Below are 21,621 nucleotides of genomic sequence, written 5' to 3'. Positions count from 1 at the left end.
TGCCGTCGGAACGGCGGATGGCCAACGACATCGCCGCGAACCTCGTGCACCTGCCGGGCGAGCAGGCCGCCGAGGCCGTCGCGGGCCACATCGGCAGGTTCTGGGACCCGCGGATGCGGGCCCGGCTCTTCAGTTACGTCGACACCGGCGCGGACGGCCTGGACCCCCTGGTGGTGGCCGCGGTGCGGCTCATGCGCTGACCGCGCGGGGCCGGCCCTGACCCGGACCGGCCCCGCCCCGCCCGGCCTGCCGCTGTGGGCGGGCTCACAGGCGCGGGCGCCGGGGGAGCGGCGGTCCGGCGACCGCGCTGTGCTAGGGTTCTGGAAGTTGCAGTTGTGGTACCCATAGATCTATGTGCGCCTGACGGGAGTGACTTCTCCTTCAGGCGCATTATTTGTTCTCCGGCATCTCCGGATGGGGCCTCTGCCTACTGAAGGAGAGAGTCATGGCACAGGGAACCGTGAAGTGGTTCAACGCCGAAAAGGGTTTCGGCTTCATTGAGCAGGACGGCGGCGGCCCCGACGTCTTCGCCCACTACTCGAACATCGCGACCCAGGGCTTCCGTGAGCTCCAGGAGGGCCAGCGGGTCTCGTTCGACGTCACGCAGGGCCAGAAGGGCCCGCAGGCGGAGAACATCGTCCCCGCCTGATCGCCGGACGCGTATCTGCTCACCGGGGTCCGCACCGCTTTGGTGCGGACCCCGGTTTGCGCTGGTTCCAGGAAGGCAGTAACCGCATGTCCCGCAGGCCCCAGAAGCCGACCCGGCGTACGTCGTCGCCCGCACCCTCCGCGGCGCCGCCGCGCGAGTTCCGGCTGCCGGAAAGCACGACGCCGGCGCTTCCCCCCGTCGAGGACTTCGCCGCCCTCGACATGCCCGCGGGGCTGCTGAAGACCCTCACCGCGCAGGGCGTGACCGACCCCTTCCCCATCCAGGCCGCCACGCTGCCCAACTCGCTCGCCGGCCGCGACCTGCTCGGACGCGGACGCACCGGCTCCGGCAAGACCCTCGCCTTCGGGCTGGCGCTGCTGGCGCGCACGGCCGGACTGCGCGCGGAGCCCAAGGCGCCGCTCGCCCTCGTCCTGGTCCCCACCCGCGAGCTCGCCCAGCAGGTGACGGACGCCCTGACCCCGTACGCGACGGCCGTGAACCTCCGGCTGACCACGGTGGTCGGCGGGCTGTCCCTGACCAAGCAGGCCGCCACGCTCAAGCGCGGCGTCGAGGTCCTCGTGGCGACCCCCGGCCGGCTCAACGACCTGGTGGAGCAAGGCGCCTGCCTGCTCGGCGACGTCCGCATCACGGTGCTGGACGAGGCCGACCAGATGACGGACATGGGCTTTATGCCGCAGATCACCAAGGTGATCGAGCGCGTGCGGCCCGACGGACAGCGCATGCTCTTCTCGGCCACCCTGGACGGCAACATCGACCGGCTGGTGCAGCGGTTCCTGACCGACCCCGTGGTGCACTCCGTGGACCCGTCCGCGGGCGCGGTGACCACCATGGAGCACCACGTGCTCCACGTCCTGGACGAGACCGACAAGAAGGCCGTCACCGCGCGCATCGCGGCACGCGACGGCCGGGTCATCCTCTTCATCGACACCAAGAGGGCCGCCGACCGGCTCGCCAAGAGGCTCCTGTCCGTCGGCGTCCGCGCGGCGGCACTGCACGGCGGGCGCTCCCAGCCGCAGCGCAACCGCACCCTGGAGCAGTTCAAGACCGGTCTGGTCACCGCGCTGGTCGCCACGAACGTCGCGGCCCGCGGCATACACGTCGACGACCTCGACCTCGTCGTGAACGTCGACCCCCCGACCGACCACAAGGACTACCTCCACCGGGGCGGCCGCACGGCCCGCGCCGGCGGCTCCGGCAGCGTGGTCACGCTGGTCCTGCCCGAGCAGAAGCGGGACGTCACCCGGCTGATGTCGGACGCGGGCATCCGCCCCCGTACGGCACGCGTCACGTCCAGCGACGCTGCACTGGCCACCATCACCGGTGCCCGTGAGCCGTCCGGCGTGGCCATCACCATCGAGGTCCCCCAGCCGGCCGCTCCGGCCCCCCGCACCTCCGAGCCCGGCAAGCGGCCCAGCCGCAGGCGGCGCAGCGGTACGGGTGGTGGCGGCGGCGCGACCGCCGGTGGGACCGGCACCGCCGGTCAGGGTGCGGACCGCCGCGCCGCGGCCGGCTCCGGCCGCCGCACGGCGTCCCGCGGCGCCGCGGGCACGGCGGGCCGCGCCACCGGCGGCCGTACCGCCTCGGGTACGTCGGGCGGTGCCGCCTCCGGCAAGCCCGCCCGCGGCACCGGGCGGCGTCCGGCCTCCGGCGACGGCACGGGCGGCGGCGAGGGCCGCGGCGGCCGGGGAGGCCGCCGCTCCTCCGCGAACTGAGCGGACGGCCCCGGGGCACCCGGGGTCAGGACGGCCGCCCGCCGAACTGCCAGTGGTGCACCTCGACGGCGGCGTACCGGTCCGCGGTGAGGACGGCACGCGCCGTCTCCGGGTCCGGGGCCCGGAGCAGCACCGCGGTGCCCAGCCAGGCGCTGCCGTCGTCGGAGAGCAGCGGCCCGTAGGCGATCAGGTCGTCCGCGCCGGGCGGCGGGACGAGGTCGACCGCCTGGCCCGCGCCGAGGCCGAGCACCAGGAACCGGTCGCCCCCGGTCGGGCCGCCGGGGAAGTCCCACATGGTGCGCCCCAGCACATTGCGCCACCGGCGCAGCAGCACGTCGCGGTAGACGCCGGCCTGGTAGTTGGGCTCCTCGAAGGCGAACGCGCGGGCGGCGGCGGGGTCGGGCAGGTCGAGGATGTGCACGCTTCCGGTGGCTGTGTCGAGGTCGTCGGCGAGGGTGGGGCCCCGGGCGATCATCTCCTTCGCGTACTGGTCCATGTAGGACCAGTGCGCTTCGAGTAGCTCGTCGCGCAGAACCATGGAACCGGGCCGGTCGCGGTGGTAGCAGAGAAACTCCATGCCCGCAGGGTCCCTTCAGAGGGCCGCCCGGGTCGAGCGGGTTTCACCGCGGCGACTGCCCGTCAACTCTGAGTGTCCGTCAACCCGGCTCGGTGTACGTGACGTCGGCCTGTCGCGTGCGACCGGGATCCCGCGACGCCGCAGGTCCCGCCGGTGAACCCCGGGGAACGGCGGGAACGCCCACCGCGTTCCCCGCCAAGATCTCGGCCTCTCGCCTGGGTCCGAGCGTCAGCGCAGGTGTTTGACGACCTCGGCGAATGCGGCCATGTGCGGCTCCAGGACGCTGATGTAGCTGAGGCCGAACTCCTCGCGGTACCGCAGCAGCCGGTCCGCGATCTCACGCGGCGAGCCGAGCAGCACGCCGGGCAGTCGGGTCAGCTGGGCGTCGTCGAGGCCGCTGGCCTGGCGGATGATCGCGAGGTCGACCTTTTCCGCGCTCTCGCCCACTGCCGCGACGAACAAGTTCAGTTCGACGTCGTCGAAGCGGTCGCCGGCGGCTTCCCGCAGCACCTGGATGCGGCGGGCGAGAGCGTCCTCCGGGGCGAGACCAGCCGTGACCCCGGCCATGATGGAGAAGCTGAAGATGTCGGCCTCGCGGCCGGCGAGACGCAGCATGCGGTCGCCTGCGCCACCCAGCATGATCGGCGGCAGGGGATTGCCGGCCTCCGCGTCAAGCAGCGTCCGCGTCGCCGCCAGCGTCGCTTCCAGTTTCCGCAGTCGCTCTCCCCCGGTGCCGAATGGCAGGCCCATGGCCTCGAACTCGGCAGGGACGTAGCCGGCACCGAGCCCCAGCTCGAGGCGGCCGTCGGTGAGGCGCTGCACCTCGGCGACATCCCGGGCCAGGTATGCGGGGCTGAGAACGGCGGCGTTGAGTACGAACGTGCCCAGCCGGATGCTCGTCACGTCGGCCGCGGCCACCAACGCCGGGAACGGCGCGGCCATGCCCAGGTGGTCGGGCACCTGAAGCACGTCGTACCCGAGGTCCTCCACCTCCCTTACACGGGCGCGCCAGGCCGACCGGGAGCCGACCTCGAACAGACTGACGCCGAAACGGAACGCGTGATTGGTCATGACAACCCTTTGTGTTGCTGAGTGGGTGAGCCGATGCGGCACCGGGCCTCCGCAAGCGGGTCCCGCCAGGGAGGATTCCCTGGCGGGACCCTGGTGCTCACTGCGCGGGGTGCTCCTTGACGTAGCGGATGAGGCCGGCGACGTCTTCGGGGACCAGGCGGCCGATGGCACCGTTGGAGTAGACGGCCACGACGACCCGCCCCTGCGGGTCGAGGACGAAGCCGGTGGACTGCAGGTGCTCGGGGTCGTCGTTGACGAAGGCCCCGGTGACCTCGGCGAGGGCCTTGGCGTCCGCGCTGTGGCCGACGGGGAAGGTCAGTTTGAGATGGTCGACCAGTGCCTGGGTGGTGGCCTCATCGTCGACGGACAGTGCGACGACCTTCACGCCGAGTTCCTCGAAGGTCTCCCGGGCACGCTGGAACGCCCGCAGCTGGCCCTTGCAGTACGGGCACCAGGAGCCCCGGTAGAAGAGCACGACGCCGAAGCCTCCCCGCAAGGTGTCGGGCAGGGAGACCTGCTCGCCGCCGGGAACGGTGACGGTGATCGCCGGGAAGGAGTCCCCGGGGCGCAGGGCGTCGTTCATGGTGTTTCTCCTGTCGTACGGATTCGCTTGATCGCTGCGGTTGCCTCGAAGGCTCTTGAGCGTGCGCCGGTGGGACACGGGGCAACCGGCCCTCGGAACGGCCGGGACAGCCCGCTCGGCCATCGCCGACGCGGTGAATTCCGCGGCGCAGGGTCTTCGGCCCCGCTGGTGGCCGGGCGGGCGAAGGCGTGGACGGCCTTCACCTCTCCGTCCTCCTCGGGCTGTCCATACTCGATCAGCGGCGCCCAGGAACGGATTCTTACCGGGAATCCCGGATGGATTCTGCGCAGCCCTCCGCCCGGAACGGCATGATCACGTCATCGCCGCAGAGGTACCGCGAAGGCGAGCGGGGTACGCGTGTGCCGTGCCGCTGCGCGCGGCCATCGGCGTGGCCGGTCACCATGACCGGCCGCCTGGAGATGCCGGTTGTCAGAGGTCGTCCGCGGCCAGGGCGATGGCGGCCAGCAGCCCCTGATAGTCCTCCGAGCACGGGCCGCACGCTCGCAGATGGGCCTCCACACCCGCCATCCGGCCACTCCGCCGGTCGCCCGGGGACATCTCCGCATAGATGTGCAGGACTTCCAAGGCTTCCTCGCAGCCGACGTCACGGGGATCGGTCTGCAGGAACATTTCCAGCTTCGTCGTGTTCACGGGCGCCTCGCTGTGTTCGTGTCCAGGTACCCCAGGGCGGTCAGCCGATCCCGCAGTCTGCTGCGTGCATCGAACATGGTCTTGTAGACGGCGTTGCGGTTGGTGCCGAGCTTGTCCACCAGCGCATCGAGCGGCACGCCGTTGACGGTGAGCGCCACAAAGACGCGCCGCTGATGATCGGTGAGGACGTCGTCCACGGCCGCGCGCAGACCTGCCAGCAAGTCGCGTGCCTCGGTCTCGGCGGCCGGGTCGACACCGAAGTAGTCCGGCAGCCGGTCCCACTCCTCGGTGTCCAGCGAGATGCCCGGGGTCTGCCAGAAGTGGCGGCCGAGCTTGGCCGAGACCTCGAGGACCACGAATTTGAAGGCCCAGGTCGTGAACTTGCTCTCGCCGCGGAACTGCCCGACCTTGCGCGTGATCGCGAGAAGGGCGTCCGCGGCCGCTTGGTGGGCGAGGTCGTCCCGCTCGGGACCCGTGATGTTGTGGGCGTTGCGGCGGCCGATCTCGGAGCGCGCGATCCGGAGCAGTACCTCGTGGAGCCGGGTACAGGCCTGCTCGTAGAGGCGTCCCTCCGACTTCAGGGCACGGACCCACTGGTCGGAGTCCGGATCGAGTCCGGCGCGCATCGCGCTGCCGGGCCCGGTCATCGCGCCGGCGGGCGGCATCGGCGCGGCCTGCTCGGGCCCGGCATGGGCTTTGGCCGTGCTGTTCGCCATGGTGCCTGCAGCCTCCTGGGCAGACGGCTCCGGCACCGCAGCCTTTCGTTCTCCGCCTCGGTGGGCGGCTTCTCCAGCCGGGCCGCGCCGGTGCGGTTGTCGACCAGCCTCTCCGGAGCACCGGCATCCCGTGCGGCCCGTCACTCCTCGACATACCAGTGGTCGAGGCGCTCGCGACGCAGGACCGCGCCCTGAGGCCTGGTGCCGGTCATGAAGAGGGTGACTCTCCTGTCGTGTCCTTTCAGGCTAACCCGACGCCCGAGCAGGACGTCTCACCCGAGGCCGGCGCGGAGGGACACCATGTGTACGGATGAGGGATGTCCGCTGCACCGGACCTCACCGGGGAAGCGGCAGCCGCGTCTCGGCGGCGGCCGCTTCCCCCCCTGCTCAGAGGGCGACGATGCCCTCGCCGCCGACCGCCTCGGGCACGACGACCGAATCGACCTTCGTCAGCGAGCCGTCGGTGTTGACGCGGAACGCATCGACCCCGCCGGCTGCCCCGGTCTGGGCGTAGAGGAACGTCCCGTCGGAGGAGACGGCGACGTCGACCGTGCCCGCCCCGGTCGAGGTGGTGCCGAGCGCACGCAGCGAACCGCGGGTGTCGCCGTGCAGACCGGTCAGGGAGCCGCTGCCCGCGTTGGCCGCGTAGAAGTTCTCACCGTCGCGGACCACCCAGCAGGTCGCCGCCTGACCGGTGGCGACCTCGCTGACCTTGGTGAGCCGGGCGTCGCGGCCGAACGCGTAGGTCGCCACGGCATTGGGACCGGCCTCGGTGACAACCAGCCGGCCGGCGGCATCGAAGGTGAACCCGAACGGCACGGCGCCGGGGGTAGGGGTGACGACGGGCTTCGCCGCGATGCCCAGAATGCCGACGGGGAAGACGACGATGCTGTTGCCGACGCCCTTGGTGGTGATGACCAGCTTGCTCCCGTCCGGGGTCAGGCCGACCTGTGCCGGAGTGTGGGTGAACTGCGGGGTGGCGTTCGGGTCCAGACCGAGCTCACGGTGCCACGAGGGCACCTCCACCAGCCGGTCCCCGACTCGCAGGTATCCCTGCACCGAGCCGCCGTCCACAGCGTTCAGCACGTACACGAGGTTGCCGTGCACGGTGACCGACACCGGGAAGGCGCCACCGGAGGAGATCACCTGGCGCCGTGTGAGCCGGTCGCCCTGCACCGAGAACACCGTGACCGTGTTGCTCCCGGCATTCACCGCGTACAGGAGCCCGTGCTCCTTGTCGTACGTCAGGGAGCCCTGGGAAGCCAGGTTGTCCACCGCGGCCCCGTCCTGCTTCCCCCCGAGGCCGCCCGTCGCGTACACACCGCGCTGCTCCAGGGAGCCGTCTGCCGCACGGTGGTAGGCCACGACCGTGTTGCCGGCGGCCCGGTCGGTCTGCACGAACACCGGAGCTTCGGAGCGACTCTGCTGGTGTACCGACTGCGCCGCCTGCGCCGACGCGGGACCGGCGAATACCGCCAACGCCGCCGCAGCGACAACGCCTGCACCGGCTGTCCGGGCAGTCCGGAAAGACATTCCCATGATCATCCTCACCTGGGTGTCGGTGGTCTCCCCACCGGGCTGATACGAGGCCTGGCGGCCTCATCACTGCCTTAGCGGCGACGCCGGCGCGTGCCTTACCGGGAGCCGGCCCCTTGGGACCACTCGAAATCCTTCGGTAAGAAAAGGCTCGACCGCACGTGGGTGCGAAGTCAGGTTTTCAACAGCGTTTCCCAGGGGTGTCACCGAGGCGGCGTGGGCGGACCTCCGTGCGGTCCCACCACCCGCACAGCAGAGCTCGCGCGGGCCGACGGCGGGGCGGCACGGTCGAACGCGGACCGTGTGCCTCGGTCACCGCCGACCATCGTGCACCTTGGCGACGGCCACTCGCGTGGCCCGCGCCGGCGTGACCGTGGTCCATCGCCGGGGGTTTGGCCACCCTCTGCGCCGCCTCGACATGCGGGCCGCTGTGCTGCCGGGATGTCCTCGTGAGTCCGAAGTGGCCCTGGATCGAGCCCACATGACGACGTGTCGGGCGATCGTTCCGCGGCGCGGGGTTCTCGCGGGGTGCCGGGGCGCCCGCATGACGGCGTCGCTCGGGGGCTGCCCAAGCGGCAATGGTAATGCGGTAGTCAATCTTCCCGACATCCTCTGGACACACGCTTCCGCGGATCCATACCGTATGCAATCTCCAGTATGTAATGCAGCACACACCGACCGGCTGACCAGCCACAACTCCGCCCCGGGCGCGGCTTCTTCGCGTGCCCGCGGGTTGCACCGATGTGCCACCGACCATGCGCTGCACGGCCCGGGATGCCGCCCCGGACCCCAGCCGAACGGACGGCGTACCACCGGCGCGGCCGCTTGCCGGCCGTGCCGCAGGGATGGGAATCCGTACCACCCCGCCGCATGAAGAGAAAGGCCCAGGGAGCGCACGCCAGGTTCTTTTCACGCAAGGGAAGGCACACATGTCAGCAATACCTGAGGTGGCTCCTGCTCCCTATCGGGAGGTCACCGACGTGAACGGCCGCGTGTACCGGGTCGGCGAGACCGACCGGTCCATCCTGGGCAGGCCCCGGGCCTGGATGGTCTGGCTGCCGTGGTTCGCGATGATGGGTGTCAGCGTCTTTGAGTACGGCTACAGCTCCGCGGAGTCGACGCTGGAGACCGCCCACGGCTGGACGCTCACGGAGGCGTTCTGGATCGCCAGTGTCTGGGCGGTCTTCCAGGCCGGAGTGGCGTTCCCCGCCGGCCGGCTGAGGGAGACCGGCGTCCTGCCGGCCAGGACGGCCATGCTCGCCGGCGCGCTGCTGTCCGGCCTCGGGCTCTCGGCCGTCGCGCACTTCGGCAACCCCGTCGTGGTGATCCTCGGCTACTCGGTGCTGGGCGGCACCGGAGCGGGTCTGGTGTACGCGACCTGCATCAACATGGTCGGCAAGTGGTACCCGGACAACAAGGGCGCCCGCACCGGGTTCGTCAACGGCGGCTTCGCCTACGGCACTCTGCCGTTCATCTTCGTCTTCAGCTACTGGTTCCACCCCGGGAACTTCAAGCTGGTGCTCGACTTGATCGCCGTATTCATGGTGATCGTGGTGGGCGTGTGCGGCATGTTCTTCAAGGACCCGCCGAAGAGCTGGTGGCCGCAGGACGTGGACCCGCTGAACCGGGGCACGACCGAGGACTCCGCGCGCGTCGCGAAGCGGCTGGCCAAGAACCCCCCGGCGAAGGCCCAGTTCACCCCGATGCAGGCGATCAGGACCGGGCAGCTGCCGCTGATGTGGTTCGCCCTGGTGTGCATCGGCGGCGTGTCGCTCTTCGGCATCAACTTCCAGGTGCCGTTCGCCAAGAGCCTCGGCTTCGGGCCGCTGGTGGCCGCGTCGTCCGCCGGTGTGCTCGCCGTGGTCAACGGCGTCGGCCGGGCGGCGGTGGGCTGGCTGTCCGACACCCTGGGCCGCAAGCGGACGCTGACGCTGGTGCTGGTCGTCGCCGGCGTGGCGCAGTTCGGCGTCCTGTGGTCGGGCCAGGCCCACAACGAACCCCTCTTCCTGATCTTCGCGTTCGTGAACGGCTTCGGCGGCGGTGCCTTCTACCCGCTGTTCGCCGCGCTCGTGCCGGACTACTTCGGTGAGAACAACAACGCGCAGAACTACGGGCTGGTCTACAGCGCCAAGCTGTTCGGCGGCGTGTTCGGCGGCGGTCTGGCCGCCTCGGTGATCAGTGCGTGGGGCTACACCGGTGGCTACAGCCTGGCCGGAGGCATCGCCTTCCTGTCGGCCGCGATCACCTTGTTCCTGCGCCAGCCGAAGCCCACGCATGTGGCAGGAGCCGTCGCCCAGACGCAGGAGGCCGCCGGCGACCCGGCGGCCGAGCCGTCCCCCGCCGAGGCGAGCAGCGGCTGAGCGGCCCCGTACCGGAGGGGGCGCCCGCCCCGGCGCCCCCTCCCGCGAGACGTGCGCGGGCGAACGGAGCCCGGCCCGGTCCAGCGGCAGTTCCGCGCCGGGTCGTCCGCGTCACGGGAGCGGGGCCGGCCGGTGGGGTGCGCTCCCTGCTTCGTCCGGCCCCGCCCCATTTCCCCTGTCCGTACGGGGAGATGGGGCAGCCGCACGTCACCCGTTCCGGGCGCCGGCGGCGGCGATCTGCCGGCCGTAGAAATCCGTGGTGCGCTGGGTATGGCAGCGCATCAGTTCCTCCGCGCGCTCCGCGTCGCCCTCGGCGATGGCGTCGATGAGGGAGGCGTGCTCGTTCCACGCCTCCTTGCCGCGCGGCTTGGCGATCGGCATGTAGTACCAGCGCACCCGCCGGTCGACCTGGGGGATCAGTTCCGCCAGCACCTTGTTGCGGGACAGCTCGGTGATGAAGCCGTGCAGGGCCGCGTTGGCCTCGACGATGCCCCGCGCGTCGTCCGCCGCCAGGGCCGCGATACCGGCCTCCTGCAGCTCCCACAGGCGGGCCACGTCCTCCTCGGTGGCGTGCAGTGCGGCGCCGTGCGCGGAGTGGGTCTCCAGGACGGCGCGGACGCTGAGGAGTTGGGCGGCCTCTTCCTGGGTGGGGGAGTGGACGAAGGCTCCTTGGGCGGGTCGGAGGTCGACCCAGCCGTCGGTCTGGAGTCGCTGGAGGGCTTCGCGTACGGGCTGGCGGCTGACGCCGAGGTGTTCGGCGAGTTCGCCCTCGACCAGGTGCTGGCCGGGGGTGAGGGTGCCGTTGATGATCAGGTCGATCAGCGCGTCGTAGACGGCCTGGCGCAGCGGCGCCGGTCGGTTGATCCGGACGGTGGCGGCTGCGGCGGTGCGTGTGTCGCGCATGGGCCCCCTCATCGGACTGCGGTTCGGTGACGGAGCCAGAATACAGGTTTTGGTATGCAATCTACGCACAGTCTTCTACAAGACTTGGTAAGCGACCGGCAGTTGACGCTGGTGGAGGGCGGGCCGAGCCGCGCCGGGCGGGGACGTGCCGGGCGGGGCGGGAGGCCGAGGCCCTCCCGCCCCGCCGCGTGCCGGGGCGCGGCGCCCGCTCAGGCGTGCGAGGGCTGCTCGGCCGCACGGGGGCCCGGCCGCGACGCCGCGGAGCCGGAGTCCGTCGGGCTCAGCGCCCGCAGGATGCCCTCCACGCTCTGCTTCGCGTCACCGAAGAGCATGCGGGTGTTCTCGCGGAAGAACAGCGGGTTCTGCACGCCCGCATACCCCGAGGACATGGACCGCTTGAAGACGACGACGTTCTCGGCCTCCCATACCCGCAGCACCGGCATGCCGGCGATCGGGCTGGCCGGGTCCTCCTGCGCGGCCGGGTTGACGGTGTCGTTGGCGCCGATGACCAGCACCACGGTGGTGCCGGCGAAGTCGTCGTTGATCTCGTCCATTTCCAGCACGACGTCGTAGGGCACCCGGGCCTCGGCCAGCAGCACGTTCATGTGCCCGGGGAGCCGTCCCGCCACCGGGTGCACGCCGAACCGCACCTGCACCCCGCGCCCGCGCAGGGCCTGGGTCAGTTCGGCCACCGGGTGCTGGGCCTGGGCGACCGCCATGCCGTAGCCCGGCGTGATGATCACCGAGGTGGCGTTCTCCAGCAGCTCGGCGGTCTCCTCGGCGCTGGTCTCGCGGTGCTCGCCCTGCTCGGCCTCGCCGCTCGGCGCCGCCTCGATGCCGAATCCGCCGGCGATCACCGAGATGAAGGACCGGTTCATCGCCTTGCACATCACGTACGACAGGTAGGCACCGGAGGAGCCCACCAGCGCGCCGGTGACGATGAGCAGGTTGTTGTTGAGCAGGAAGCCCGCCGCGGCGGCCGCCCAGCCCGAGTAGCTGTTGAGCATCGAGACGACGACCGGCATGTCGCCACCGCCGATGGAGGCGACCAGGTGCCAGCCCAGCGCGAGCGCGAGGACGGTGACGGCGATCATCAGCCCGAGGCTCGGACTGACGGAGAACCAGACCGTCAGCGCCACGAAGGCGGCCAGCGCGCCGAGGTTGAGGGCGTTCTTCCCCGGCAGCGTGAGCGGACGGGACTTGATCCGGGCCGACAGCTTCAGGAACGCGATGATGGAGCCGGTGAAGGTCACCGCGCCGATGAAGATGCCGATGAACACCTCGGCGTGGTGGATCCGCAGCAGTTCGGCGGCGATCCGGGTCTGCTCCCCGCCGTGCGCCTCGACCTCCAGGTAGCTGTTCCAGCCGACCAGCACCGCGGCGAGGCCGACGAGGCTGTGCAGGACGGCGATGAGCTCCGGCATCTGGGTCATCTCGACCTTGCGGGCCCGCCACAGGCCCACGGCCCCGCCGACGGCGGTGGCGAGGACGATCAGCAGGACGGCGCCCGTCGAGATGTCCCGTGCGGCGACGACGACGGTGGCGACGAGGGCGAGCGCCATGCCGCCGATGCCGTAGGCCACCCCGGCGCGGGAGGTGCGGTGCTGGGAGAGCCCGGCCAGGCTGAAGATGAAGAGCAGTGCGGCGACGATGTCGGCGGCCTGTGCGGCCGTGGTTGCGGTCATCGATCCTCAGCCTTTCGAGAACATGCCGAGCATGCGGCGGGTGACGGCGAATCCTCCGAAGATGTTCACGGTGGTCAGCGTGATCGCCACGAGCGACAGCACGGCGACGAGCACCCCGTCGTGGCCGATCTGCAGCAGCGCGCCGACCACCACGATCCCGGAGATCGCGTTGGTGACCGACATCAGCGGGGTGTGCAGGGCGTGATGGACCTTGCCGATCACGTAGTAGCCGATGACCACGGCGAGCGCGAACACCGTGAAGTTGCCGATGAGCTGGGCGGGGGAGAAGGCGACGAGGAGGAACATCGCGATCATGCAGAGGCCGACGAGGCCGTAGCGGACCGCCGGCGAGAGGCGGGCCTCCTTGGACTGCGGGGCCGCGGCAGGGGCCGCGACGGCCGGCTGCGCGGGTGCCGCGGCGGACACCTGGACGGGCGGTGGCGGCCAGGTCTTCTCGCCGTCCCGCACCACGGTCACCGACCGCTGGACGACGTCGTCGAAGTCCAGCGTCAGCCGCCCGTCCTTGCCCGGCGTCAGCAGCTTGAGCAGGTTGACGAGGTTGGTCCCGTACAGCTGCGAGGCCTGGGCGGGCAGCCGGCCCGCGAGGTCGGTGTAGCCGATGATCGTCACGTCGTTGTCGGTGACGATCGCCTTGCCGCTGACCGTGCCCTCGACGTTGCCGCCCTGCGCCGCGGCCATGTCCACGATGACGCTGCCGGGCTTCATGGACGCCACGTCGGCGGCCGTGATCAGCCGGGGCGCCGGGCGGCCGGGGATCAGCGCGGTGGTGATGATGATGTCGACGTCGGCTGCCTGCTCGCTGTAGATCTCGGCCGCGCGCCGGTCGTACGCGTCGGAGGTCGCCTTGGCGTACCCGTCGTCGCCGGACTCCTGCTCGACCTCCACGGCGAGGAACTCGCCGCCCAGTGAGCGCACTTGGTCGGCGACCTCGGCCCGGGGGTCGGTGGCCCGCACCACCGCGCCCAGGCTGCCCGCCGCGCCGATCGCCGCGAGACCGGCCACGCCCGCGCCGGCCACCAGGACCTTCGCGGGCGGCACCTTGCCCGCCGCGGTGACCTGGCCGGTGAAGAAGCGCCCGAAGACGTGGGCGGCCTCGATCACCGCCCGGTAGCCCGCGATGTTGGCCATCGAGCTGAGCACGTCCATCGACTGGGCCCGGGATATGCGGGGCACGGCGTCCATCGACAGGACGGTGATCGGCCGCCGTGCGAGCTCGTCGACGAGGCCGGGATTGATCGCGGGGGCGATCAGCGCGACGAGGGTCGCCCCGTCGCGCAGTTTGGCCGTCTCCTCCTGCGAGGGCGCGTTGACCTTGAGCACGACGTCCGCGTGCCAGGCGTCGCCGATCCGCGCCCCGGCCTCGGTGTAGGCCTCGTCGGAGAAGCCCGAGGCCGTGCCGGCCTCCGACTCCACGACGACCTCGTAGCCGATGGCCCGGAGCTTGCGGACACTGTCCGGTGTGGCCGCCACGCGGGTCTCCCCGGCGGTGGACTCGGTGACGACACCGATCTGCTGCGGTGGTGAATCCGACATCGCTCTCCTGTTCCGTCCCTTCCGACTGACGTACCGGTTCCGTTGCCAGGTGGGCCGTCGGCCGTCCTGCGCGTGGCCAGCCCGGCCCTCCTGACGTGGGCCTTCACCACGAGCCGTCGGCGGACGTGCCCAGCGGTGCGTTCCTTGCGACGGCGTGCCGGCCTCGATGCGCGGTGGCGCGCCGGCACAGCGTGTGCGGCGAAGGTTTCCCCCGCTGGGTGCCCGGCCAACCAGCCGGGGGTGTGAGTTGTGCCGCCTTGTGGGGCGTTGACACGGGCCCGGCACGGTGCCGGTCCGCGGCGGGGCCCGGCGTACGGGCGCGCGCCTTTCCGTGAAGGGACTGTACATCGCCGGACAGCACTGCATACAGTATTCATTCCCGCTCGAATCGAGAGGAGCCGCCGTGAGAATTGCAGTCCTCGGAGCCGGTGCGATCGGCGCCTACTGGGGCGCGGCACTGCACCGTGGTGGCGCCGACGTCCACCTGATCGCCCGAGGTGAGCATCTGCGGGCCATACGTGCGGACGGGGTCCGGGTACTCAGTCCGCGAGGCGACTTCGTGGCACGGCCCCACGCCACCGACGACCCCGCCGAGATCGGTCCGGTGGACTACGTCTTCCTCGGCCTGAAGGCACACGCCTACCCGGGCTCCGGATCAATGGTCGCCCCGCTGCTCGACGAGAACACCGCGGTGGTGGCCGCTCAGAACGGCATCCCGTGGTGGTACTTCCACCGGCTCACCGGTCCCTACGAAGGGCGGCGGATCGAGTCGGTCGACCCGGGCGGCGCCACCAGCGAGGTGCTGCCACCGGAACGGGCAATCGGCTGCGTGGTCTACCCCGCCACCGTCATCGAGGCCCCCGGGGTCATCCGGCACCTGGAGGGCACCCGCTTCTCCGTCGGTGAGCCGGCCGGCGGGATCTCCGACCGGTGCACGGCCCTGAGCGAGGCCATGATCGCGGGCGGCCTCAAGAGCCCGGTGGAGCCGAACCTGCGCGACGACATCTGGATCAAGCTGATGGGCAACGTCGCGTTCAACCCGATCAGCGCCCTGACCAGGGCGACGATGGTCGAGATCTGCCGGAACCCGCACACCCGGCGGCTGGTCACCCAACTCATGGAGGAAACCCTGGACATCGCGGCCAGGGTCGGCAGCACCCCGGACATCTCGATCGAGAAGCGGCTGCGCGGCGCGGAAGGCGTCGGACACCACAAGACCTCGATGCTCCAGGACCTGGAGGCCGGCAAGCAACTCGAACTCGACGCCATCGTCACGGCGGTGGTGGAGATGGCCGACATTTCCGGCACCGAGGCACCCGCCCTGCGCGCGGTCCACGCCGCCACCGACCTTCTGGCGCAACGCGCCGCGGCGGGCTGGGAGATCGACGACAGCGCCCACAAGGCGGAGCCCGCGTAACGCGGGCCCCGTCCGCACGAGGAACGGCGAAGTGGTGCGGCCCCGGGTCCCGGCACGACCGTGCCGGGACCCGGGGTCCGCACCGGCCTCGCGGCAGGTACGAGGGCGGGGACACCGCGCTCGGTAAGCTGACCGGGCCCCACCGCAACCAGCGGCACCCATGACGGCCTTGCGACTCCAGCAGGAAGCGCCGGCGCGGCCACGGCCCCAGGCAGAGAGGAGTCGTTCATGCTGTTCCGCCAGCTGGAGTACTTCGTGGCGGTGGCCAGGGAGAGGCACTTCGCGCGGGCGGCCGAGTCCTGCTACGTGTCCCAGCCCGCGCTCTCCGCGGCGATCGCCAAGCTCGAACGCGAGCTGAACGTCACCCTGATCAACCGCGGCCACAACTACCAGGGCCTCACCCCCGAGGGCGAACGCCTCGTCGTGTGGGCCAAGCGGATCCTGGCCGAGCAGGAGGCCTTCAAGGCCGAGGTCGCCGCCGTCCAGTCGGGCATCACCGGCACCCTGCGGCTGGGCACGGAACCCACGGCGTCCACGACCCTCGTGCTGCCCGTCGCCGCGTTCTGCGCGGCGCACCCGCTGGCCAAGGTGCAGGTCCGCTCCCGGCTGTCGACCACGGAGCTGCACCGCCAGCTGCTCGCGTTCGAACTCGACGCCGCCATCGCCCACTTCGCTCCCCACGACCGGGAGAACCTCCAGGTGATGTCGCTGTACGAGGAGCGGTACATGCTGCTCGCCCCCAGCGACCAGCTGCTGTCCCCGGCCGACACCATGCGCTGGTCGGACGCGGCGCAGCTGCCGCTCGCCCTGCTGACCCCCGACATGAGGATCCGTCAGGTCATCGACAGCGCCTTCGCGGAGAGCGGGGTCGTGGTGACCCCCCAGGTGGAGACCGACTCGGTCGCCGCCCTGTACGCCAGCGTGGGCGCCGGCGCGTGCGCGAGCATCGTGCCGCACACCTGGCTGCGGGCCATGCCGCCGCTCGGCAGGATGCGGGCCGTGCGCCTGGTCGAGCCGGACGCCAGGGCGCAGGTGTCGGTCGCGATCCACTCCGCGACCCCCGGCCCGGTCGCGGCACGGGCCTTCATGAACGCCGCGGCGGGCCTGTCGCTGGACGAGTTCTTCGACGAGCCGCTGCCGGCCGAGCATCGCGTCAGGTGAGGCCGGGACCGGGCGTCCGGTCCGCGTAGAGGGCGTTCACCGCCGCCCGGTCGAGCCCGCCCTTGGCGGTGTGCGGGAGCGCGGCGACGACGGAGAGCCGGTCGGGCACCTCGAAGGCGGCCAGCCGGGCGCGGCAGTACCGCAGGATCTCCTCCGGCCCGACGCTCTCGCCCCGCGACAGGACCACGGCGGCGCCGACGCGCTGACCGTACGTCGCGTCGGGCACGGCGAACACGGCGGCCTCGGCGACACCGGGGCAGCCGGCCAGGACGTCCTCGACGTGCTCGGGCGAGATCTTCTCGCCCCCGCGGTTGATCAGGTTCTTGATGCGCCCGGTCAGGAAGAGGTAGCCGTCCTCGTCGAGCGTTCCGAGGTCGCCGGTACGGAGCCATCCGTCGCCGAAACCGCGTTCCGTCTCCGCCTGGTCGGCGAGGTAGCCGCGGGCGACGGTGGCGCCCCGCACCCACACCTCGCCCTCGGCACCGGATGGGCAGGGCCGCCCGCCCGGGCCCACGACCCGCAGCTCCACCCCGGTCGGGCGGCCGACCGAACCGTGCTTCAACGGCCCGTGGCGCGGCAGCGGTTCGCTGGCCGCCTGGTGGGTGGACTCCGTCATCCCGTACGCCGACAGCAGCGGCGCACCCAGCGCGCGCTCCAACGCCCGCTGGGTGGCCGCGTTCAGGGGGGCGCTGCAACTGCGCACGAACCTCAGCGGCGGGCCGTGCGCGGGCGCCTGCGGGCCCGGGTGGTCGATCGCCGAGCGGTCCAGCAGGATCTCGTGGATCGTCGGTACCGCGGTGAACCAGGTGGCGCCCGCCGCCCGCATGTCGTCCCAGAACGTGCCCGCCGAGAACCGGCCGCGCGCGGGCAGCAGCACGCAGCCGCCGCTCGCCAGGGAGGCCAGCAGCGCGGCGAACAGTCCGTGGCCGTGGAAGAACGGCATCACCGCCACGGTCGCGTCGCCGGGCCCCAGTTCGTAGGTGGCGCAGATGTTCCGTACGGACGCGGCCACGTTGGCGTGGCTGAGGGGGACCATCTTGGCCCGGTCGGTGGTTCCCGCGGTGAACAGGACCAGGGCGTCGCCGTCGACGAGTTCGCGGGCCGTGCCCCGGGCGGCCGCCGTGGGCGCGGGCGCGCCGGTGTCGAGCGCCGCCGACGCCGTCCCGGCGCGGGACACCGCCACGCGCAGGGTCCACGCCGGGAGGCCGGGGGGCGTGACCGGCGCGGTCTCGCCCGCGGACGGACCGAGCAGCAGCGCCCGCACCCCCAGTGACTCCATCCGGGCGGACACCTGGGAGCTGGGCAGGGCGGGGTCCACGGGGGCGACCACCAGCCCCGCACGCGCCCCGCCCAGGAGCGCGACGACGAACTCGACGGTGTTGGCGCACACCAGGCCGACCGCGTCCCCGCGCCGCAGCCCCGCACCGGCGAACCGGGCGGCCACGTCGTCGGCCAGGGCGGAGAGCGCGCCGTAGGACAGCTCCACCCGGTCCCCGGTGACGATGAGCGCGCGGGCGCGGGGACGCTCGCGGACGTGCCGGTCCAGGAGATCGGCGAGGCCGCCGACGGCCGGCGGCCGGTAGCGGTTCGGGTCGCGCACGGATGCTGCGGCCGGAACGGTCATGACCGCACCTCCTTGCGCCGGGTCGGTGGAGCCGCCTCTGGTGAGCCGTCTCCCCAGCGAGACTGGGCGGGGCGCCCGCCGCGCGTCCAATACGCGCTGGTGAACGGTCGATAGCGGACGTCTATCAAGGGTGCCCGGGACCGCCGCGGCGTGCGTTGATAGACGCTGCTTATGGGCTGGTCGCCGATAGGTCTTGGACGCGGGCGGGCGCGCTGCGGATGGTGAGACGAGTAGCCGCACAGGCATGACCTGCCCAAGGAGGACCTCGGACCATGACCGCCCCCTCACCACTGGAGACCGTGGCGACCGCCGACGTTCCGGCCGAGCTCACCGACGGGTACCACCTGGTCGTCGACGCGCTCAAGTCGAACGATGTCGACACCATCTACGGGGTGGTCGGCATCCCGATCACCGACCTGGCCCGCCTCGCCCAGGCGCAGGGCATCCGCTACATCGGCTTCCGTCACGAGAGCAACGCGGGACACGCGGCGGCGGCGGCCGGCTACCTGACGAAGAAGCCGGGCGTGTGCCTGACGGTGTCCGCGCCGGGCTTCCTCAACGGGCTCGTCGCGCTGGCAAACGCCACCACCAACTGCTTCCCCATGGTGCAGATCTCCGGCTCCAGCGAGCGCCACCTCGTCGACCTCAAGCAGGGCGACTACGAGGAGATGGACCAGCTCGCCGCCGCCCAGCAGTTCTGCAAGGCCGCCTACCGCGTGAGCCGGGTCGAGGACATCGGCCGCGGCATCGCCCGCGCCCTGCGCACCGCGATCTCCGGGCGCCCCGGCGGTGTCTATCTCGACATCCCCGCCGCGGTGCTCGGCTCCATCATGAACGCCGACGAGGGCGCGAGGACGGTCAGCCGTCTCGTCGACCCCGCGCCGCGCCAGATCCCCGCGCCCGAGGCGGTGGACCGCGCCATCGAGCTGCTGGCCGGCGCCCGGCGGCCGCTGGTGGTCCTCGGCAAGGGCGCCGCGTACGCCCAGGCGGACGACCAGGTACGCGAGTTCATCGAGTCCACCGGCATCCCGTACGTGCCGATGTCGATGGCCAAGGGCCTGCTGCCCGACGACCACCCGCAGTCGGCCGCCACCGCCCGCTCGCTGGCGCTGAAGAAGGCCGACGTCGTGATGCTGGTGGGCGCCCGCCTCAACTGGCTGCTGAACCACGGCGAGGCACCGCAGTGGAATCCCGACGCCAAGTTCATCCAGGTCGACATCGAGCCCAAGGAGATGGACAGCAACCAGCCCATCGCCGCCCCGCTCGTCGGCGACATCGAGTCGGTGCTCGACGCGCTCGCCGAGCGCACCAAGCCCGGCCAGATCTCCGCCCCGGCCGCCTGGCGCGAGGAACTGGCGGCGCGCTCGGCGCAGAACGTCGCCAAGATGGCCGAGCGCCTGAAGGCCGACCCGCACCCGATGCAGTTCATGGGCGCCCTGAAGGCGGTGCGCGACGTCGTGCGCGAGCGCCCCGAGACGTACATCGTCAACGAGGGCGCCAACGCCCTGGACATCGCGCGCAATGTGATCGACATGCACGTGCCGCGGCACCGCCTGGACAGCGGCACGTGGGGCGTCATGGGCATCGGCATGGGTTACGCGATCGCCGCCGCCGTCGAGAGCGGCGCGCCGGTCGTGGCCGTCGAGGGCGACAGCGCCTTCGGGTTCAGCGGCATGGAGCTGGAGACGATCTGCCGCTACAAGCTGCCCGTGGTCACCGTGATCATGAACAACGGCGGCGTCTACCGGGGTGACGACGTCAACCCCCTCGACGACGCCCCGTCCCCGACGACCCTGATGTCCGCCGCCCGCCACGAGCTGATGATCGAGGCGTTCGGCGGCAAGGGCTACCGCGCGACCACGCCCGCCGAGGTCACCGCCGCCCTCACCGAGGCACTGGCCTCGGGCGGCCCGGCGCTCATCGACTGCGTGATCGACCCCTCGGCGGGCACCGAGAGCGGTCACATCTCGCACCTCAACCCGAAGGGCATCACCGTCGGCAACATCGTGCCGGCGAAGAAGTGACGACCAGTCACCACCCGCCCTCCCGCACCCCGCGTCATCCCGCCAGCACAGCCCACCACCCGCACCGCGAACATTCACCAGAAGGAAGCCACCATGAGTGACAAGCCGCTCGCCGGAATCAAGGTGATCGACTTCACCGGGGTCCAGGCCGGTCCCGCGTGCACCCAGATGCTCGCCTGGTTCGGCGCCGACGTCATCAAGGTCGAGCGCCCGCAGGGCGGCGACGTGACCCGCAACCAGCTCCGGGACATCCCCGACCTCGACGCGCTCTACTTCACGATGCTCAACAGCAACAAGCGCTCGCTGGCCATCAACACCAAGACCCCCGAGGGCAAGGAGGTCATGGAGAAGCTGATCCGCGAGGCGGACATCCTGGTCGAGAACTTCGCCCCGGGCGCCATGGACCGCATGGGCCTGGGCTGGGACCACATCCACCAGCTCAACCCGCGGCTGATCTTCGGCTCGGTCAAGGGCTTCAACGACGAGTCGTCGTGGAACGACCTCAAGGTCTACGAGAACGTCGCCCAGGCCGCCGGCGGCGCCGCCTCCACCACGGGCTTCTGGGACGGCCCGCCGACCATCAGCGGCTCGGCCCTCGGCGACAGCAACACCGGCATGCACCTGCTGATCGGGCTGCTGACCGCCATCATCCAGCGCAACGCGACGGGCCTGGGCCAGAAGGTGTCGGTGTCCATGCAGGACGCCGTCCTCAACCTCACCCGGGTCAAGCTCCGCGACCAGCAGCGCCTGGAGAAGGTCGGCTACCTGGAGGAGTACCCGCAGTACCCGAACGGCGAGTTCGGCGACACGGTGCCGCGCGGCGGCAACGCGGGCGGCGGCGGCCAGCCCGGCTGGATCCTGAAGTGCAAGGGCTGGGAGACCGACCCCAACGCCTACATCTACTTCACCATCCAGGAGCAGAACTGGAAGCGGACCGCCGAGGCCATCGGCCGGCCCGAGTGGGTCGAGGACCCCGAGTACACCACCGCCAAGGCCCGCCAGTCGCACATCTTCGAGATCTTCGGTGAGATCGAGAAGTGGCTGGCCGACAAGACCAAGTACGAGGCCGTGGACATCCTCCGTACGTGGGAGGTGCCCTGCGCGCCCGTGCTCAGCATGAAGGAGCTCGCCGCCGACCCCGACATGCGCAAGAGCGGCACGATCGTCGAGGTCGAGCAGAAGGAGCGCGGCACCTTCCTGACCGTGGGCAGCCCGATCAAGTTCTCCGGCTTCAAGCCCGAGATCATCGGCGCCCCGCTGCTCGGCGAGCACACCGACGAGGTGCTCGCCGACCTCGGCTACGACGCGGACGCCATCCGCGCGCTGCACGAGGGCAACGTCGTCGTCTGACCCGTCCCACCGAGGCGGCCGTCGAAT

The 21,621-nt window shown here is 71.4% G+C and carries 18 protein-coding genes; 8 read left to right on the top strand and 10 right to left on the bottom strand.

From position 1 onward, the window contains the following. Positions 1-17: 17 nt before the first annotated feature. The 3 genes from ACFYXS_RS37945 (at position 18) to ACFYXS_RS37935 (ending at position 2,382) form a co-directional block, all read left to right on the top strand. Positions 18-200, top strand: coding sequence for a formate dehydrogenase subunit delta (locus ACFYXS_RS37945; RefSeq protein WP_389256354.1), 183 nt, complete (start codon positions 18-20; stop codon positions 198-200). A 245-nt stretch (positions 201-445) separates the two neighbouring features. Further along, complete coding sequence (locus ACFYXS_RS37940) at positions 446-649, top strand: cold-shock protein (protein WP_030069301.1); 204 nt, start codon at positions 446-448, stop codon at positions 647-649. An 86-nt stretch (positions 650-735) separates the two neighbouring features. Beyond that, positions 736-2,382, top strand: a complete 1,647-nt coding sequence (locus tag ACFYXS_RS37935) for a DEAD/DEAH box helicase (RefSeq protein WP_389256353.1) — start codon at positions 736-738, stop codon at positions 2,380-2,382. 25 nt (positions 2,383-2,407) lie between these two features. On the opposite strand, the gene ACFYXS_RS37930 is transcribed toward ACFYXS_RS37935, so the two are convergent. From ACFYXS_RS37930 to ACFYXS_RS37905, 6 genes are all read right to left on the bottom strand, one after another. Continuing rightward, the gene (locus ACFYXS_RS37930; protein WP_389256352.1) at positions 2,408-2,959 is read right to left on the bottom strand and encodes a YciI family protein; all 552 of its coding nucleotides are present in this window, start codon (positions 2,957-2,959) and stop codon (positions 2,408-2,410) included. Positions 2,960-3,187: 228 nt separating this feature from the next. Further along, a complete protein-coding gene (locus ACFYXS_RS37925) occupies positions 3,188-4,030 on the bottom strand; it encodes a TIGR03621 family F420-dependent LLM class oxidoreductase (RefSeq protein WP_389256351.1) in 843 nt (280 codons plus the stop codon). Positions 4,031-4,127: 97 nt separating this feature from the next. Then, positions 4,128-4,613: a peroxiredoxin family protein gene (locus ACFYXS_RS37920; protein WP_389256350.1), complete on the bottom strand. Its 486-nt coding sequence runs from the start codon at positions 4,611-4,613 to the stop codon at positions 4,128-4,130. Between the two features lie 429 nt (positions 4,614-5,042). Continuing rightward, positions 5,043-5,264 carry a hypothetical protein gene (locus ACFYXS_RS37915; protein ID WP_389256349.1) on the bottom strand — a complete coding sequence of 74 codons (222 nt, stop codon included), beginning with the start codon at positions 5,262-5,264 and terminating at the stop codon, positions 5,043-5,045. Further along, on the bottom strand, positions 5,261-5,980 hold the full coding sequence (locus tag ACFYXS_RS37910) for an RNA polymerase sigma factor (protein WP_389256348.1): 720 nt from the start codon (positions 5,978-5,980) through the stop codon (positions 5,261-5,263). Before ACFYXS_RS37910 ends, ACFYXS_RS37915 begins: the two co-directional genes overlap by 4 nt. 387 nt (positions 5,981-6,367) lie before the next feature. Then, entirely contained in the window at positions 6,368-7,384 is a 1,017-nt protein-coding gene (locus ACFYXS_RS37905; RefSeq protein ID WP_389256347.1) for a lactonase family protein, read from the bottom strand. Between the two features lie 1,061 nt (positions 7,385-8,445). On the opposite strand from ACFYXS_RS37905, the gene ACFYXS_RS37900 reads away from it, so the two are divergent. Then, entirely contained in the window at positions 8,446-9,876 is a 1,431-nt protein-coding gene (locus ACFYXS_RS37900; RefSeq protein WP_389256346.1) for an OFA family MFS transporter, read from the top strand. Between the two features lie 207 nt (positions 9,877-10,083). On the opposite strand, the gene ACFYXS_RS37895 is transcribed toward ACFYXS_RS37900, so the two are convergent. The 3 genes from ACFYXS_RS37895 to ACFYXS_RS37885 form a co-directional block, all read right to left on the bottom strand. Then, positions 10,084-10,779 carry a GntR family transcriptional regulator gene (locus tag ACFYXS_RS37895; protein WP_389256345.1) on the bottom strand — a complete coding sequence of 232 codons (696 nt, stop codon included), beginning with the start codon at positions 10,777-10,779 and terminating at the stop codon, positions 10,084-10,086. A 209-nt stretch (positions 10,780-10,988) separates the two neighbouring features. Then, positions 10,989-12,464 carry a Re/Si-specific NAD(P)(+) transhydrogenase subunit beta gene (pntB, locus tag ACFYXS_RS37890; protein WP_389256344.1) on the bottom strand — a complete coding sequence of 492 codons (1,476 nt, stop codon included), beginning with the start codon at positions 12,462-12,464 and terminating at the stop codon, positions 10,989-10,991. A gap of 6 nt (positions 12,465-12,470) precedes the next feature. Further along, positions 12,471-14,018 carry a Re/Si-specific NAD(P)(+) transhydrogenase subunit alpha gene (locus ACFYXS_RS37885; protein WP_389256343.1) on the bottom strand — a complete coding sequence of 516 codons (1,548 nt, stop codon included), beginning with the start codon at positions 14,016-14,018 and terminating at the stop codon, positions 12,471-12,473. A gap of 403 nt (positions 14,019-14,421) precedes the next feature. Here ACFYXS_RS37885 and ACFYXS_RS37880 point away from each other — a divergent pair, with 403 nt between their 5' ends. Both ACFYXS_RS37880 and ACFYXS_RS37875 read left to right on the top strand, forming a co-directional pair. Further along, a complete protein-coding gene (locus tag ACFYXS_RS37880) occupies positions 14,422-15,435 on the top strand; it encodes a 2-dehydropantoate 2-reductase (protein ID WP_389256342.1) in 1,014 nt (337 codons plus the stop codon). A 228-nt stretch (positions 15,436-15,663) separates the two neighbouring features. After that, positions 15,664-16,596, top strand: a complete 933-nt coding sequence (locus ACFYXS_RS37875; RefSeq protein WP_389256341.1) for a LysR family transcriptional regulator — start codon at positions 15,664-15,666, stop codon at positions 16,594-16,596. Here ACFYXS_RS37875 and ACFYXS_RS37870 read toward each other — a convergent pair. Further along, positions 16,589-18,220, bottom strand: a complete 1,632-nt coding sequence (locus ACFYXS_RS37870) for a FadD7 family fatty acid--CoA ligase (protein WP_389256340.1) — start codon at positions 18,218-18,220, stop codon at positions 16,589-16,591. The genes ACFYXS_RS37875 and ACFYXS_RS37870 overlap by 8 nt on opposite strands. A gap of 272 nt (positions 18,221-18,492) precedes the next feature. On the opposite strand from ACFYXS_RS37870, the gene oxc reads away from it, so the two are divergent. Next, positions 18,493-20,244: an oxalyl-CoA decarboxylase gene (oxc, locus tag ACFYXS_RS37865; RefSeq protein WP_389256339.1), complete on the top strand. Its 1,752-nt coding sequence runs from the start codon at positions 18,493-18,495 to the stop codon at positions 20,242-20,244. Between the two features lie 93 nt (positions 20,245-20,337). Then, positions 20,338-21,594, top strand: coding sequence for a formyl-CoA transferase (gene frc, locus ACFYXS_RS37860; protein WP_389256338.1), 1,257 nt, complete (start codon positions 20,338-20,340; stop codon positions 21,592-21,594). The last annotated feature ends 27 nt before the right edge of the window (positions 21,595-21,621 follow it).

Origin of the sequence: Streptomyces sp. NPDC002574, assembly GCF_042889545.1 — a bacterium.
Taxonomy (GTDB): Bacteria; Actinomycetota; Actinomycetes; order Streptomycetales; family Streptomycetaceae; genus Actinacidiphila.
Note: the sequence above shows the minus strand (reverse complement) of the source record. Positions and strands in the feature narration are given on the sequence as shown.

What these genes read in the sequence shown, in the direction of transcription:
- ACFYXS_RS37925 (WP_389256351.1), bottom strand. Translation starts at nt 4,030, where the DNA reads ATGACCAATCACGCGTTCCGTTTCGGCGTCAGTCTGTTCGAGGTCGGC.
- ACFYXS_RS37945 (WP_389256354.1), top strand. Translation starts at nt 18, where the DNA reads ATGGCCAACGACATCGCCGCGAACCTCGTGCACCTGCCGGGCGAGCAG.
- ACFYXS_RS37875 (WP_389256341.1), top strand. Translation starts at nt 15,664, where the DNA reads ATGCTGTTCCGCCAGCTGGAGTACTTCGTGGCGGTGGCCAGGGAGAGG.
- ACFYXS_RS37940 (WP_030069301.1), top strand. Translation starts at nt 446, where the DNA reads ATGGCACAGGGAACCGTGAAGTGGTTCAACGCCGAAAAGGGTTTCGGC.
- oxc (WP_389256339.1), top strand. Translation starts at nt 18,493, where the DNA reads ATGACCGCCCCCTCACCACTGGAGACCGTGGCGACCGCCGACGTTCCG.
- ACFYXS_RS37935 (WP_389256353.1), top strand. Translation starts at nt 736, where the DNA reads ATGTCCCGCAGGCCCCAGAAGCCGACCCGGCGTACGTCGTCGCCCGCA.
- ACFYXS_RS37900 (WP_389256346.1), top strand. Translation starts at nt 8,446, where the DNA reads ATGTCAGCAATACCTGAGGTGGCTCCTGCTCCCTATCGGGAGGTCACC.
- ACFYXS_RS37930 (WP_389256352.1), bottom strand. Translation starts at nt 2,959, where the DNA reads ATGGAGTTTCTCTGCTACCACCGCGACCGGCCCGGTTCCATGGTTCTG.
- ACFYXS_RS37910 (WP_389256348.1), bottom strand. Translation starts at nt 5,980, where the DNA reads ATGGCGAACAGCACGGCCAAAGCCCATGCCGGGCCCGAGCAGGCCGCG.
- ACFYXS_RS37870 (WP_389256340.1), bottom strand. Translation starts at nt 18,220, where the DNA reads ATGACCGTTCCGGCCGCAGCATCCGTGCGCGACCCGAACCGCTACCGG.
- ACFYXS_RS37885 (WP_389256343.1), bottom strand. Translation starts at nt 14,018, where the DNA reads ATGTCGGATTCACCACCGCAGCAGATCGGTGTCGTCACCGAGTCCACC.
- pntB (WP_389256344.1), bottom strand. Translation starts at nt 12,464, where the DNA reads ATGACCGCAACCACGGCCGCACAGGCCGCCGACATCGTCGCCGCACTG.
- ACFYXS_RS37895 (WP_389256345.1), bottom strand. Translation starts at nt 10,779, where the DNA reads ATGCGCGACACACGCACCGCCGCAGCCGCCACCGTCCGGATCAACCGA.
- ACFYXS_RS37920 (WP_389256350.1), bottom strand. Translation starts at nt 4,613, where the DNA reads ATGAACGACGCCCTGCGCCCCGGGGACTCCTTCCCGGCGATCACCGTC.
- frc (WP_389256338.1), top strand. Translation starts at nt 20,338, where the DNA reads ATGAGTGACAAGCCGCTCGCCGGAATCAAGGTGATCGACTTCACCGGG.